Origin of the sequence: Novosphingobium sp. ZW T3_23 (assembly GCF_044987305.1) — a bacterium.
Classification (GTDB): Bacteria; Pseudomonadota; Alphaproteobacteria; order Sphingomonadales; family Sphingomonadaceae; genus Novosphingobium.
Genome location: NZ_JBJDRF010000001.1, coordinates 1 through 13,190 on the forward strand (window position 1 = coordinate 1; position 13,190 = coordinate 13,190).

The window sequence follows — 13,190 nt, forward strand, 5'->3', positions numbered from 1 at the left end:
TTCCAGTTGTACCGCGAAAGTCTGGGTGTCGGCCTCGTCGCCGGGACGCAGGGTGGGCGGTGCGCTGTCGAACGCATCAGGGCCCGGGTAGCACCGCGCGGCAGCTTCCCCGCTCAGGATGCAGGCGGCGTGGGTGCCCTGGGCCAGCCGAAGCATCCGCAGCGCGGACGCGCGGCGTCCCGCGTTCGCCGGGCTCGCGGGAGCCGCTTCTCCCGGAAGCGCATCGCTGGAGGGCACGTGCACGACCATCGCCTGCGGCGACAGCGCTTTGACGGCGTCGGCCAAAGCCTCGGCCTGCTGCTCGTCGTCCGCGAGGAATGCGATGGACTGGTCGGCAAGGGTCTTTGTGATGCGGACCGCGGTGAAGGCCAGGTTCATGGGGTCACTGGACCGCTGACTTGCCAATGGTTCGCTGCCGGAACCGTTGTCCGTTCACCGGGCTCGCCCCGCCAGGTCATGTTGGTCAGAACGTATTCCTCTCCGTTGGAAGCAAACTACCTGCGCGCTGCGGCGGCCATCGTCACGTCACAACGCACGGAGAGGGCGAAAGGAAAGGCAGCCTGCCAGCTATATTTGATTGATCTATGTTGATGGCCGCACTGCTACGCCGCCGTGCATCGTATCGGAGGTTAGGCAAGGCCGTGAAAAGCAGGTGCCCTTGCTTGGCAGCGGATCGATAATAGCTTGGCCGAACTTTGCCCAGATTGCCGCGAGACGGTTCGTTGCCGCCGGATTTGAAGTCGGATCGGAAAAGCGGATATTCGTCAGGCACTCTGAAACTCTGCTCAATCTTCACTTGTTAGCAACGGCAACAGGAGGATGTGTTGGCTGATCAAAAGACAGATGACCGACGAGGATTGCAGGCGACGAAGCCGACGGCAATCTCGGCGCCGGGCTGGAAGCAAGTTCTGGTCCGCGCTTGGCGTGAGGCAAGCCAGGACAACCTCGGGCTCATCGCTTCAGGCGTTGCTTTCTGCGCGGTTCTGGCGCTCGTGCCTGCACTGGGCGCCATCGTGATGACCTATGGCCTGGTTGCCACGCCCGAGACGGTAGCTTCCAACGTGGCCTCGCTGACTGCGATGATGCCGGACGACGCAGCCCGCCTCATCGGGGAGCAGCTCTCTAATGTCGTTCATACCTCGGACGGCAAGAAGGGTATCGGCCTGTTTGTCGCGCTTGCAATTGCGCTCTACGGGGTAATGAAGGGAGCATCGGCTCTCATTGTCGCTCTCAACATCGCTTACGACGAAGAGGAAGGCCGCGGCTTCTTTCGCCTCAACTTCCTTGCGTTCAGGATCGCGGCTGGCAGCGTCACTGTGGCGATAATCGCCATGGTCGGCATCGCCGGGTTGCCGGCGTTGACCCGAACGTCGAATCCGGCACAAGGGTTCGTTGCTGTTTTGGTCACCATCTTATCGTACACGCTGATCGGTCTGGTCGGCGCGGCGCTTGCTGCCACGATCTACCGCTACGGGCCGGACCGTGCTCACGCCAAATGGCGGTGGCTTACGCCGGGATCGATATTCGCTTCGGTATCATGGATGGTCATGACTTTTGGCTTCGGGCTCTACGTCGCGAATTTCGGCAATTACGACGCCACTTACGGCTCGCTCGGAGCGGCAATGGTATTGCTTACCTGGCTATACCTTTCCGCTTATGTGCCGCTGCTTGGCGCCGAGATTAACTGCGAACTTGAACGACAGACTTCGCGAGACACGACCACTGGCGCCGAGGTGCCGCTTGGGCGGCGGGGTGCTTACGCCGCCGATACGGTCGCAAGTGCGCCGTAAGGCATGACAGTGTTTGATGCCGCACTGATCAGAGCGGGGGCGAGGGCTTGGCTGGACTCTCCCGGGCTCCCCCGGAATGTAGCTTGATCTCCGGTATTGCAGACGCCGCCGGTTACGCTCTGACTTCCAAGACGACGTTCCAGCCGACGTGAGTGTCGGAAACGGAACCAATCACGTCGTGCACCTTTGATACCTGACAAGGAGACGAGACATGATTGGTAAGATTTTTGGAGCGATTGTAGGGAATAAGGCTGCCAAGCATGTGAAGGGCGTTAGTGGCACGAGCGGTACCCTGCTGGGCATTGCTGCGCCTGTGGTGGTGCGGCGTCTCGGTCCCCTTGGAGTGATCGCCGCCGCAGCCGGAGCCTATGCCTACAAGAAGTACAGCGACCGGCGCGAAGTCGAGAAGACGAGAGGCGGCCGTTCTTCCGGTCTTGCCGAGCCTACGCGTACACAGGCCTGACACTCACGATCGAAGATGACGTCGGAGCATGGCCGAATGGCTGGCACCGGCGTCACATGCTTTTTAGCGTCAAGCCGGTGGCCGATGACCCCTCTTGGCCGGCACGGCGAAAGGAACATGCGACAGGCGGGCACTCTCTATCTGCGCTGCATCCGGCTCGCGCAGAACGGTGATCCCGCTTTCACTCCAGGCGATCAGGCCGGCCCGCTCGAAGGCGGCCAGCCAGCCGGGCATCGGCCATTGCTCCCATTTTTGGTGAAATATGCCGGCGTTGCGCAGGATGTCGCGGAAATGCTGGAACGGTGGGTCGAAGGTGTCATGGAACTGATGGAACACTCCAGGACCGCCCATGAACAGCAACGGCAGTTGCGCATCCTTTGCTCGGAAGCCGAAATCGGTATCTTCGGCGCCGTAGCCGGTGAAGGCTTCGTCGAAACCGCCGAGCCTGAAAAATGTATCGCGACGAATGGCGAATACCAGCGACCAGAACAGTCCGGGATTATCTTCCACGCGAAGCCCGGTAGCGGGAAAATCGCGAACCGGATGGCCGGACGAGCGCGAGAACAGATCGGCTTCCTCCCAATCGCCCCGCGCATCCTCGGGGCCGAGGTAACGGACCGGTGCACCGATGAGCGCATCGCGGCCCACGCATGCTCTGCCGATCGCGGCGATCAGACCGCGCATGGGAATGCAATCGACATCCAGAAAAAGAAGGAGTTCCCCTCTGGCAGCGCGCGCGGCGGCGTTCCGTGCCGCGGCGAGGGGAAGACCTGAGGTTTCGGGCCGCACGATTCTTGTGGGAAATGGCGTTTCCATTGCCGCCACCGGAGGATCGCTCGCCATGTCGACGATTATCAGCTCCATCGGAGCGACCTCGCTGCGGCGAAGGCCCTCGATCGTTTGAGCGAGATGCCCGGGGCGGTTTCTTACGAGAGTGAGAACGCTGATATTCATGGCTGCCGTCGCCATAGATCGAGGCGATATTTCGCCATGCGTTCGGCCCTTGTCACTTCGATGCGATCTCCCAGCAATGCCCTCAGCTTGAGCACGGCTTCATCGCCGCTCTGAGGATAGTCGGTTTTCCCGGTCCAGTGGACCAGCAGGAGATCGCCTCCGGAAACGAGATGCGAGAGCAGCCAATCTGCGGCCGCGCCCAGGTCCTGATCGGACCAGTAGTAGGCGACTTCGGAAAGCACCACGAGATCAAATGAATTTGCGGGCGCCAGGCCGGGGAAGGCCATGTTGGCGAAAGAAACATGATCGCTCGCTTCGCAGCGCGTGCGCGCGGCCCGTAGCGCGGTTCCGCTGACGTCTACTGCCAGCAGGCTGCGGCAACTTGGTGCGAGCAGACCGGTGAGAACGCCTTTCGCACATCCGACTTCAAAACCGCTGTCGTACCGGCGATTTTCCAGAGCGCGGATGCTGTGGGCGTACTTCGCTTGCTCATAAGCGCTCGTTTCCAGATCCCACGGATCATCGGCGGACTGGAACATTCTCTCGAAATATTCCGGCGGGAGGCTTGCGGACGGGCGCGTCATCGGGGTTTCCCAAGATACAGAATGTCGGTGGCCGGCATGCGCTGACGGTCGGCGGGCAAACGGAAGCCCGGCCCTCGGGCGGCCGTAAGTTGACTGCGATGAGCCTGCAATGCCCGCCGCCGTTGCCCTACGGGCATTGGCAGCGTTTCGACGGAGCGATAGCCGCGTCCAAACCGCGCCTGTGCCCAGACCTGGTACTCGGCGACCAGCAAACGGCGCCTCGCTACCCTGCGCGCGGCATAGGCGATCCGGGCGGCGGCGCTATGGTCGCAATGAGGCTCGTGCAGGGCGGTCACGGCAATGACATCGACCCGCAGCCGCCGGCACAGGGCGCCCAGCCAGAGCGCGGTTCGGATGAAAGGCAGTGTTTCCGGGGTGGCGGGAGCTGCGTCCTTCCAGCCGAGGTGAACAGGCGCCCGATCGCGGCTGCCGGTAAGACGGAACAGCGCGGTTGCGGCTTCACGGCGGCGCTGCGCGACAAGTCCCGTGGAGACCTGGTGCGAACCCGATCCGTCGGTGAGATAGACGATCCCCGCGAAATGGCCCGTTCGGGCGGTCTGGCGGATGAGCGCGCCGGCGCCCAGTGTCTCGTCGTCGGGATGAGGCGCCAGGACCAGCCATCGCTTGTCGCGCCACGGTCTTTGGGCAAGCGAGAAGTTCACCACAGCGCATCTCCATCGCCCCAGACGTCGCGATCGAGCCAGGCCCGCGCCGCTTCGTCGCGCGCGTGGTCCGGACCCGCCTGGCGCAGGTAAAGAGCCAGGTCGCGGCTGATCTTGTCGATGCGCTCACCATCCATGGCGCTGCGGGTGCCGACGATGCGAGCGCAAAGTTCAAGGACGTCGAATGCCGCGCGCTCGACGACGCCGCGTGCCATACGGACGAATGCGGGAGCGTCCATGTTCCCACTTTCGTCGCCGCTCTCGTCACACCGTGCCGCGCGCCGGGCGCTTTCGCGAACCCAGAGATAGGCCGTGCGGGCGGGGTGATCTGCGCGGGGGAACCGTACCATTCGAAGAGGGCGAGGGCATTCACATGACCTTCGTAGAGACGCCCAAGGCTCAGGTCCGCGCGGCCAAGGATGCGAAGGACGTCCATCAACGCGCGGTATCGGGAAAATGTATCGAGAAAGCTGGTGCCTCCCGCAGCGACGGGGGCAAATTCGCTGTGCAGTCCGGCCGAGGCGAGACAGCGCATGCTTTCGGCGGGAAAGACCGGCGCGGCATCGTATCGTGCGCCAAGATCAGCAAGCCGGGTGGCGATAGCCGCGGCTCTGGCGGCCGGCCCCTGCGATGTGGAGGCGCCCCCGTGCGGCTGCGTCATCCGGCATGCTCCAGTTCGGACGGCAGGCTCTCGGCCATTCGTGCGAGCCATTCTCCTGCCCTGATCGCGCCATCCGGGTGGTGGAGCGCATTTTGGGCGTGCGACGGGAGGTGCTGGACCTCTTCTAGCAGAGCAGGCCAGGACGTTGCCTCAGGCCATTCGGGCAGGGTAAGCGCGGCCTTCGTTGCCGCGAGGCCTGCGGCAGTCGCTCGCTGCTCACCGAAAGGCCGATGCTCGGGAATGCAGATGAAAGGGCGGCTCGCTGCCAGGACGGCCGCGACGAGGCCGTCGCCTGCCGCTCCGACGACGATCTTGGCTCTAGCGATCTCGCGTTCATCGCAAGCTCGAACACTTCGTCCGGGATGCCATCGTACAGGATGTTCGTGGCCATGGACTAGAAATAGTGGGTCGTCGTTGCCGTTTCCGGGGTACCTGGGGCACATCGTCGTCGCCCAGCGCGGCCGCAGCCAGGAGCTGTTCGAAGCGCGATTGCGGGAAATGGGACTGTCCCGTCGGATTCAGCTGCAGTCGCCCCACTTCATGAGCGTCCCGCTGCTGGTCGCCGGGCCCGACCGTCAGTACGGTCCCGGCAGCCGTCGGCGGCATTTTCGCGACTATGGCGCATCTCAAGGTGATCGCGCCGCCATTGCCGTCGCCGATCATCAGCATCCAGCAGTTCTGGCACCGCCGCGCGCAGGACGTTCCTTCGGTGCTGGCGTTGCGCAGATTGATCGCCGAGCTGTTTCTGGGCCGCGACCCGTCTCCGACAGGCTAACCACGCCCGCCGGTTAACTCTTGTCCGCGCTCCGGAGCCCGCCGAGGCTCCACGGCCCGCCGCCAGTGAAGGCGAAGTAGAGGAACACGAAGCAATAGAGCATTGCCGCTTCGCCGCCGTTGGTGGCGGGAAAGAAGCCCTGGGGCGCATGGAACAGGAAGTAGGCCACCGCCATCTCGCCACTGAGGACGAAGGCGACCGGCCGCGTAAACGCGCCGAATAGCAGCAGCGCCCCGCCGAGAAGCTCAAGCAGTCCACCTGCAATGACGAACGGTGGAAGCGGTCCCGGAAAAGGGAGCGCCGGGAAGCCGAAGAACTTGGCGGTGCCGTGCTGGAGGAAGCCAAGGGCCGCGACGATCCGCAGGACGCTCAGCAATCGCGCCGACCATACCGTGCCGGTGCCAGGAAAAACTGCGGAAGCCTTGCTGCTCATCTCATCGGCCCTCTTGAGGAACTACACCGTAAATCTGTGAAAGCCCGAGGAGGCTTCGACCGGCCCGGTGGGAAGGCTCACCACTGCGCGGGAATTGCCGGGTACGGTAATTTCCAGCACACGACTCTGCCCGGTTCTAACCCAGCGCGTTTCGATACGACCGCGCACGGTTTCCAGACGTGCAACGGCCGATGCGATGCGATCGTCCAGGACGGGCGATACCGCAAAGCGGGCGAACCCCGGCTCGATAGGCGCGATACCTGCAACCCGGCGATAGAGGAAACCACAGACCGCACCGAGCGCGTAATGGTTGAACGAATTCATGGCGATGTCGCCGGTATCGCCATTCCAGCGTTCCCAGATCGTCGTCGCCCCATGGTCTGCCATATAGCCCCAGGAAGGGAAGTCGCGGCGCAGCAGGAGATCCCAGACCAGCTTGTCCTCGCCGATGTCCGCCAGGGCGTCGAGCGCCAGAGGCGTGCCGAGAAAGCCGGTCGAAAGGAGGGTTCCGCGCCGGCGGATATCGGCGGCGAGGCGCTGCCCGGCCACGGGCCGCTGCGCGGCGGGAAGCAGGTCCAGGCCCAGCGCAAGGATGAAACCGCACTGGCTGCCGTTGCCGACCTGGCCATCGGCGCCGACGAAGGCCTGCTGAAACGCGCGTCGGGTCCGTTCGAGCTGAGCGTGCCAGCGCCGCGCCTCCCCGGTTCGGCCCGTCCACTGCGCCATCCGGGCGACCTGACCGATCGACCTGGCAAGCATGGCGGTGCCGATCAGGGCCTTTGGCGTGGTTTCGTCCATCGGGCTCTTCGCGTCGAGGGCCAACCAGTCTCCAAGGTCGGCGCCGCGATCCTTCGCCCAGAGACCGTCCGGGTTCGTGGCAAGAATGCCCTCCAGATAACCCGTCATCGCCTGCCAGTTCTCATCGACGATGGTGGCATCGCCGCTGTGCAGATAGCTGACGTAAGGCAGCATCACACCCGCATCGGCCCAACCCGGCGTGGCGCTGGGCGTGCCCCAGCCCAGCCCGGTCGGGTTCGGCGCCCAAAGCGGGAAGGCGCCGTTCCTGCCCTGCGCATCGCGCATGGCCCGGCAGAAGGATCGGGAGAAGGCACCGGTGTTCATGTTGAAGCTGGCGGTATCCCAGAACACCTGGGCATCCCCGGTCCATCCCAGTCGTTCGTCGCGCTGCGGACAATCGGTTGGTATGCCCATGAAGTTCGAGCGTTGGCTCCAGAGGGTATTGAGCCACAGCTTCTGAACGTGCGGCTGGTCGATCCGAAACGTCCCGGTTTCGCCAAGGTCGCTGGAGAGGACAAGGCCGGTGATCATGCTCTTGTCGAGAGCGTCCAGGCCCTCGATCCGAGCATAGCGGAAGCCCTGACAAGTCAGCTGGGGCGAAAGCTCGTGGTTGCCACCACTCAGGACGTAGCGGTCCTGGGCCCGCGCCGCCCGCAAGTTGCGACGATCGAGATCGCCGTCGCGGCCCAGCACTTCGGCATGGCTTACCGTCAACACGGCTCCCGCCCGGCCCCGAACGCGAAGCCGGACGCGCCCGGCAAAGTTCTGTCCGAAATCGACGATGAAGCGTCCTTCGCCCAGCTTCGTTATCGTTTCGGGGGCACGCTCCAGGACGATCCGTATCGGTTCGGAGATGGCAGGCGACAACGGCAAGCGCGGGTCGGGAGCATCCCAGACCCTGTCCCAGCCGGAGTCGTCATACGCGGCCGTGTTCCACCCTTGCGGCCATAGTCTCAGGTCCTGGTCTTCCCCGGCATAGTTTTCCGACATCGTGACATGCGATGCCTGGTGCCGCCAGTCGCCGTCGCTGACGATACGCTGGATTGCGCCGTCCGAACCGGTGATGTCCAGCACGGCCTGAATACGGCGCGGTGCCGGCAGATAGGCGTAACGACCGTCCGGCGCTTGATAGCTCGCGAAGTTGCCATCCCCGACGAGTGCGGCCAGAACGTTGTCATCCTGCCGGATCAGGCGGGTCACGTCATAGGTCTGGACCGGGACGCGCCTGGTGTAGTCGGCAGGTTCGGCTTGCAGGTCGTCATCGCCGACGCGCGTGCCGTTCAGCCAGAAACGATAGCCGCCAAGCGCGGCAACGTGCAGGCGTGCCCGCACGACCTGACCCTTTCTGGGAAACCGCCGGCGCAGGAACCGGGCAGGCTTGGGCGGCCAGGGGAAGTTGGGTTGTGTTTCCGCTTTCGCAGCCTCGGTCCAGTCGTTCTCCGGACGCAGGCGCGTCAGCCAGCCACGCGCGATCCGGGTGGTCGTCCCGTCCCTGGCGGTTACGCGCAGGAGAGCGGCGAGCATGACGGTGGGTTTTACGAAGAAGCCGGGAACCGGTGCGATCCGGGCTTCGAGAACGTGCTTTCCTTCGGCAAGCTCGACTTCGATCTCGGAGGCGGGGGCTCCCCCGAATGCATTGGCGTCGCGCGGCGGCAAGGCCAGCGGCTTGCCGTCGATCGTCAAATCTGACAGCACGCCGTCCGCGACGATCGTGATCGATGCGGCGCCCCGTCCGCTTTCGAACGCCAGGCGGAAGTCGCGGGGCTGGCTTACCGCCGGCGCAGTGCCCACCACCCATTCGGGCCGTGCCGATCGATCGTCGCGTTCATCCGAACCTTCGACCGCAAGCCACCGTCCGGTCCAGTCCGAAGCCGCAAGAAGCCCCATCTCCCAGCTTGCGGGTGCGCTCCAGGCCTGCTGCCCCGCGGGGGTCCAGACGCATACCCGCCAGTGGCAAAGCCTGCCGCTGGCGAGGTCCGCGCCGTCATACCGAATTCCGGTCGAGGCGGTGCCTTCCACGCGGCCGCTGTCCCACAGATCGCCCTGTCCGCGCGCTAGTTTTTCAAGCGACGACGAGACGAGAACCCGCCAAGCCGTCTGCTCGGACCCCGGCGGGGCTTCCATCCGCCAGGAAAAGGCAGGACGGTGGTCGCCGATACCGACCGGGTTTATGCGCCCCGCGACCGTGAGCCCGGTCACCTGCAGGACCCGTGTCGAGAGCGGCGCTCCCAGCGCGGCGCGCGGTCGTGAAACCGCGGCCGCCGTAGCGGCGAGCGCTCCGCTTCCGACAAGCGTGCGGCGATCCATCCTGGGCATCGGTTCCCCCTTCATATGGTCGGTCGGACGGCCACACTGGAGAGCCGCCCGACCGTAGCGCGATCAGATCCTGTTGGTCCTGGCATAAGTGCCAAGATGCGACCCGCTGGGCTTGATCGTGCGTGCAAACGTGTTCCGGTCGACGCTGACGAGGCCGAACCGGGCAGTGTAGGCCCGGTTCCATTCGAAGTTGTCGAGCAAGGACCAGTGTATGTAGCCGCGAACGTCCACTCCGGCGTCGACGGCTCGGCCGAGCCCGGCAAGTGCGCGGTCGATGAAGGCGATGCGCCGGCTGTCATCGCCCGTCGCGACGCCGTTCTCGGTGACGATGATGGGCCGACCGGTCGCCTTTGCGGCCCATTTGACGGTCGCTTCCAGGGCTTCCGGATAGAACTCCATGCCGGTTTGTGTAAGCTCGACGCCGCCAAGAGGAGGCAGGTCCCCGTCCGGGCCGACAACCGCGCGGCCGTATGTCTGCACCCCCACGAAGTCGTCCTTCGCCACGGCTTCGAACCAGGGCGCGTAAACCTCGGCGATCTTGCGCTGCAAGGCACTCTTGCCGGGTCCGGCCTGCTCGTCGGCCATGGACAGGCTCAAGCCCAGTTGCAGGTCGGGCCGGACGGACTTGATGGCTTCCACGGCACGCTGGTGCGCGACGATCTGATGGGGGACGGCGCGCGCCTGGTCTGCCGTCAGGGTCGAGGAGAACCTGTCCGATCCCACTTGCCGGGCAGCCGCGGCGTTGCCCATCGCGAACATCGGCATGGCCTGCCGGAACTCGGGCTGCCACGAAAGCTGCGCCGCCAGATTGGGTTCGTTGAATGTCAGTGCATGACTGTACCCATCGCCCAGTGCGCGCGCTGCCTTCTCGCAGAAGCGGACGAACAGGTCGACATTGCTCGGCTCCTCCCATCCCCCGGCAGCGGCGAACCAGCGCGGGACGGTGAAGTGGGAATAGGTGACCAGCGCGCGCAGGCCGAGCTGCGCGCAATAGTCCAGCATCTGCCGGTAATGCGCGAGCGCGGCCAGCGACCATTCGCCGCGCTCGGGTTCGATCCGCGACCATTCGATGCCGAAACGGTAGGTGTTGAGACCGAGACGCTTGACGATATCGATGTCCTCGCGCCAACGGTTCCAGCTGTCGCAGGCATCGCCGGACGGCTCCGCGAAGGCACTGGGTTTCAGGTGCTCGGAGACCCAGCTGTCGGAATTGACGTTACCCCCTTCGACCTGATGCCCCGCCGTGGCCGCTCCCCACAGGAAATCCGAGCGCAGAACGCGCGGCTTGCGGGTGGCGGCGGCGAAGAGGGGCGTTGCGCCCGCCATCATCGCTGCCGCTCCAGCGACTTGCATCAACCTGCGGCGGGACATGATGTCGACCACGATAATTTCCTCAGAAACGGAACTGGAGGGACGCGCCGATCGTGCGCACGGAGTCGAAGCCGAACTGCTGCTGATAAGTCGCAATGCCCGCAACGGAATCTCCGGCATCGAGGCCGATGAAGTTAGGATTGTAGTCGCTCGTGCAGTTCTTGCAGAACACCGAAATCCGCATGCCGTTGTCCAGCCGGACACCCGCGCTGGCGCCGATGGCGTCGAGCGTGGGAACGCCGGCGCCCGGGGCGCGGTTGATCAGATAGTTGATCGCGGATCGGTGATACCAGTTCGCCTCGATGAACGGATGTACCGAGCCGGACGTCTGGATTTCGTAGATGCCCTGGAGCGACGAGGTGAACTTCGGCGCCGTCGGCGTGCGATAGCCCTTGGCGTTGAACGATCCGGTAAGCGAGCAACTCGCATCGGCCTGGCCGGGATAGCATTCCGCACCCGCGAAGTCCCCGAACTTGGAACTGAGCAGCGTCGCCGCGGCATTGATCGTCAGTCCCGGCAGCGGCGCGGCATTGATCGTCGCCTCGATCCCCTTGCTGGTCACCGAAGCCGCGTTCTGGACCACGAAGGCCTGGAGCGCGGTGTCGAGCGACTGTACCTGGTAGTTCTTGAACTTGGTATGGAAGGCCGAGACGTTGAACACCAGCTTGCGCTGGAACCAGCTTGTCTTGAAGCCGATTTCAGCCGTGTCGGAGGTTTCGCCGCGAACCAGGAGGTCGGCGTCGGGAGTAGCGGCCGTATCGTTGAAGCCCGGCCCCTTGTAGCCTCGCCCATAGGACGCATAGAACATTGCATCCGGCGTTATCTCGAACTGGCCGCCGGCACGCCAGCTGAAGTTCGTGTGGCCGTAATCCTGGGCGAAGGCGCCGGGAACACCGAGCGGAACGAAATAGGCATCCTCGATCTGGACGAGGTCGATCGAAATCTCGTCGCGGGTCACGCGGCCGCCGGCAAATACCTTAAGGGCGTCCGTGACGGAATAGGTCAGCTGTCCGAAAGCCGCGTAGCTGTCGGTCTTCATCCGATAGCGGTTATCGCGCCCGAGAAAGAAGTCGTTGCTGGCGGCACACCCCGTCGCCGCGCTGCCGCCCACGCAGAAGGGAACGTTCGGCAGCAGGAAATCGGGGAGGTAGTTGTTGCCGGCGATCTGGCCTTGCTGGTCGATGGTCGAGTGGAAGTAATAAAGACCCGCCTGCCCGGAGAGCCGGCTTTCAGAGGGCAAGGCGATGCGCAGCTCGTTGGAAAACTGGTCGTAGTCTGCATTCGACCAGTTGCGGCTCGCGCCGTTGCTGTTGGTGAAATCCGTGTCGAGCTGGGCGTCGAAGTCGTAGAACTTCCAGGCCGCGATATTGCTGACCACGATCCCGCCCGGGCTGGTCCATGCCAGCGAGGCCTGCGCGCCGCCCAGTTTCAGGTCCCGCCAGAAGCCGCCGTCGCCCGCGAATGTGAAATTGTCGTCGCCCGGCACGATGCCCGATGCCGCCAGCGGATCGGTATTTACGCTGCCGGCTCCCAGGGATCGATAGGTGCGATCGTAGATCCCGGCGACCCCATGCGCCTCCGCGTATTCCCCGATCACGTAGAGTTCGAGCGATGGCGTGATCTCCTGAAGATACTTCGCGCGGACGCCATATTGCTCGCGATTGAGGTCGTTGCGGACATTGCGCAGGCCGACGAACGTGGTTCCCGGCTCTTCGTAGGAATAGGTGCCGTTGATGCGCAACGCACCGTTCTGGCCGACCGGCACGTTGATCGTCTGACGCGCAATGGCCGACCAGGAGTCCGCGTCGCCGCCCGGCGTTTCCCGGTTGGCAAGCTCGAGATTGGTTTCGCTTTCGAGCAGCCCCAGCTTGGGACGGGTCGAGACGACATTGAGCAGCCCCGCCGAGGCATTTTTGCCGAAGAGAAGGCCTTGCGGGCCATTCAGCACCTCGACGCGCTCCACGTCGTTGAACAGGCCCTGGGCCAGGAAAGGACGGCCGAGATTGACCTCGTCAAGTGAGGTGGCGACGCTGGAATCGATGGTCGTGGCGAAGGCCTGGGTGCCCACGCCGCGCACGGCGAAGGTGTTGTCGTTTCCGACCTGGAGACTGGGGGCAGCCAAGGCGACCTGGGTCAGGTCGTTCACATTGCGCGACTTCAGCGTTTCCGCGCTCAGCGCGGTTACGCTTACCGGCACGTCCTGCAGACGCTCGGTGCGGCGCTGCGCACTGACGACGATTTCGGCGAGACCGCCCACTTCCTGCGTCGAGGCATCGCCCTTGGTCTGAGCCCATGCCGGACTGGCCGTGACGATCAGGCTCGCGCCCATGAATAATGCTGCCCTGCGCATCGAAATCCCTCCCATTTATGTGCCGCTTGCTGG

The 13,190-nt window shown here is 64.3% G+C and carries 11 protein-coding genes and 1 pseudogene; 3 read left to right on the top strand and 9 right to left on the bottom strand.

Annotated features, from left to right (window positions below):
• Nucleotides 1–378 (bottom strand): annotated as a pseudogene (locus ACI3K3_RS00005) (DEAD/DEAH box helicase); the annotation flags it as partial.
• 446 nt (nt 379–824) lie between these two features.
• Between ACI3K3_RS00005 and ACI3K3_RS00010 the strand changes: the two are divergent.
• Nucleotides 825–1,790, top strand: a complete 966-nt coding sequence (locus ACI3K3_RS00010; RefSeq protein ID WP_404911321.1) for a YihY/virulence factor BrkB family protein — start codon at nt 825–827, stop codon at nt 1,788–1,790.
• A gap of 211 nt (nt 1,791–2,001) precedes the next feature.
• Nucleotides 2,002–2,253 (top strand): hypothetical protein, encoded by a 252-nt coding sequence (locus ACI3K3_RS00015; RefSeq protein WP_404911322.1) that lies wholly within the window; start codon nt 2,002–2,004, stop codon nt 2,251–2,253.
• 69 nt (nt 2,254–2,322) lie between these two features.
• Here ACI3K3_RS00015 and ACI3K3_RS00020 read toward each other — a convergent pair whose 3' ends face one another.
• The 4 genes from ACI3K3_RS00020 to ACI3K3_RS00035 are packed head-to-tail and all read right to left on the bottom strand — an operon-like array spanning nt 2,323 to nt 4,803.
• Entirely contained in the window at nt 2,323–3,222 is a 900-nt protein-coding gene (locus tag ACI3K3_RS00020; RefSeq protein WP_404911323.1) for a glycosyltransferase family 2 protein, read from the bottom strand.
• Nucleotides 3,204–3,791 (bottom strand): SAM-dependent methyltransferase, encoded by a 588-nt coding sequence (locus tag ACI3K3_RS00025; protein WP_404911324.1) that lies wholly within the window; start codon nt 3,789–3,791, stop codon nt 3,204–3,206. The genes ACI3K3_RS00020 and ACI3K3_RS00025 overlap by 19 nt, the downstream gene beginning before the upstream one ends.
• Nucleotides 3,788–4,453 carry a PIG-L deacetylase family protein gene (locus ACI3K3_RS00030; RefSeq protein WP_404911325.1) on the bottom strand — a complete coding sequence of 222 codons (666 nt, stop codon included), beginning with the start codon at nt 4,451–4,453 and terminating at the stop codon, nt 3,788–3,790. The genes ACI3K3_RS00025 and ACI3K3_RS00030 overlap by 4 nt, the downstream gene beginning before the upstream one ends.
• Nucleotides 4,450–4,803 (bottom strand): hypothetical protein, encoded by a 354-nt coding sequence (locus tag ACI3K3_RS00035; RefSeq protein ID WP_404911326.1) that lies wholly within the window; start codon nt 4,801–4,803, stop codon nt 4,450–4,452. Before ACI3K3_RS00035 ends, ACI3K3_RS00030 begins: the two co-directional genes overlap by 4 nt.
• A 927-nt stretch (nt 4,804–5,730) precedes the next feature.
• Here ACI3K3_RS00035 and ACI3K3_RS00040 point away from each other — a divergent pair.
• Complete coding sequence (locus ACI3K3_RS00040; RefSeq protein ID WP_404911327.1) at nt 5,731–5,889, top strand: hypothetical protein; 159 nt, start codon at nt 5,731–5,733, stop codon at nt 5,887–5,889.
• A gap of 13 nt (nt 5,890–5,902) precedes the next feature.
• On the opposite strand, the gene ACI3K3_RS00045 is transcribed toward ACI3K3_RS00040, so the two are convergent.
• The 4 genes from ACI3K3_RS00045 to ACI3K3_RS00060 all read right to left on the bottom strand — a co-directional run bounded on the left by ACI3K3_RS00045 (nt 5,903) and on the right by ACI3K3_RS00060 (nt 13,157).
• Nucleotides 5,903–6,322: a DoxX family protein gene (locus tag ACI3K3_RS00045; protein WP_404911328.1), complete on the bottom strand. Its 420-nt coding sequence runs from the start codon at nt 6,320–6,322 to the stop codon at nt 5,903–5,905.
• Nucleotides 6,323–6,343: 21 nt separating this feature from the next.
• On the bottom strand, nt 6,344–9,436 hold the full coding sequence (locus ACI3K3_RS00050; protein ID WP_404911329.1) for a family 78 glycoside hydrolase catalytic domain: 3,093 nt from the start codon (nt 9,434–9,436) through the stop codon (nt 6,344–6,346).
• A 63-nt stretch (nt 9,437–9,499) separates the two neighbouring features.
• Nucleotides 9,500–10,819, bottom strand: coding sequence for a glycoside hydrolase family 1 protein (locus ACI3K3_RS00055; RefSeq protein ID WP_404911330.1), 1,320 nt, complete (start codon nt 10,817–10,819; stop codon nt 9,500–9,502).
• A gap of 10 nt (nt 10,820–10,829) precedes the next feature.
• Nucleotides 10,830–13,157 (bottom strand): TonB-dependent receptor, encoded by a 2,328-nt coding sequence (locus ACI3K3_RS00060; RefSeq protein ID WP_404911331.1) that lies wholly within the window; start codon nt 13,155–13,157, stop codon nt 10,830–10,832.
• Between the last annotated feature and the right edge of the window lie 33 nt (nt 13,158–13,190).

Coding starts and splice junctions, on each gene's coding strand:
- ACI3K3_RS00045 (WP_404911328.1), bottom strand. CDS start 6,322: ATGAGCAGCAAGGCTTCCGCAGTTTTTCCTGGCACCGGCACGGTATGG.
- ACI3K3_RS00035 (WP_404911326.1), bottom strand. CDS start 4,803: ATGGTACGGTTCCCCCGCGCAGATCACCCCGCCCGCACGGCCTATCTC.
- ACI3K3_RS00040 (WP_404911327.1), top strand. CDS start 5,731: ATGGCGCATCTCAAGGTGATCGCGCCGCCATTGCCGTCGCCGATCATC.
- ACI3K3_RS00060 (WP_404911331.1), bottom strand. CDS start 13,157: ATGCGCAGGGCAGCATTATTCATGGGCGCGAGCCTGATCGTCACGGCC.
- ACI3K3_RS00025 (WP_404911324.1), bottom strand. CDS start 3,791: ATGACGCGCCCGTCCGCAAGCCTCCCGCCGGAATATTTCGAGAGAATG.
- ACI3K3_RS00015 (WP_404911322.1), top strand. CDS start 2,002: ATGATTGGTAAGATTTTTGGAGCGATTGTAGGGAATAAGGCTGCCAAG.
- ACI3K3_RS00020 (WP_404911323.1), bottom strand. CDS start 3,222: ATGGCGACGGCAGCCATGAATATCAGCGTTCTCACTCTCGTAAGAAAC.
- ACI3K3_RS00050 (WP_404911329.1), bottom strand. CDS start 9,436: ATGCCCAGGATGGATCGCCGCACGCTTGTCGGAAGCGGAGCGCTCGCC.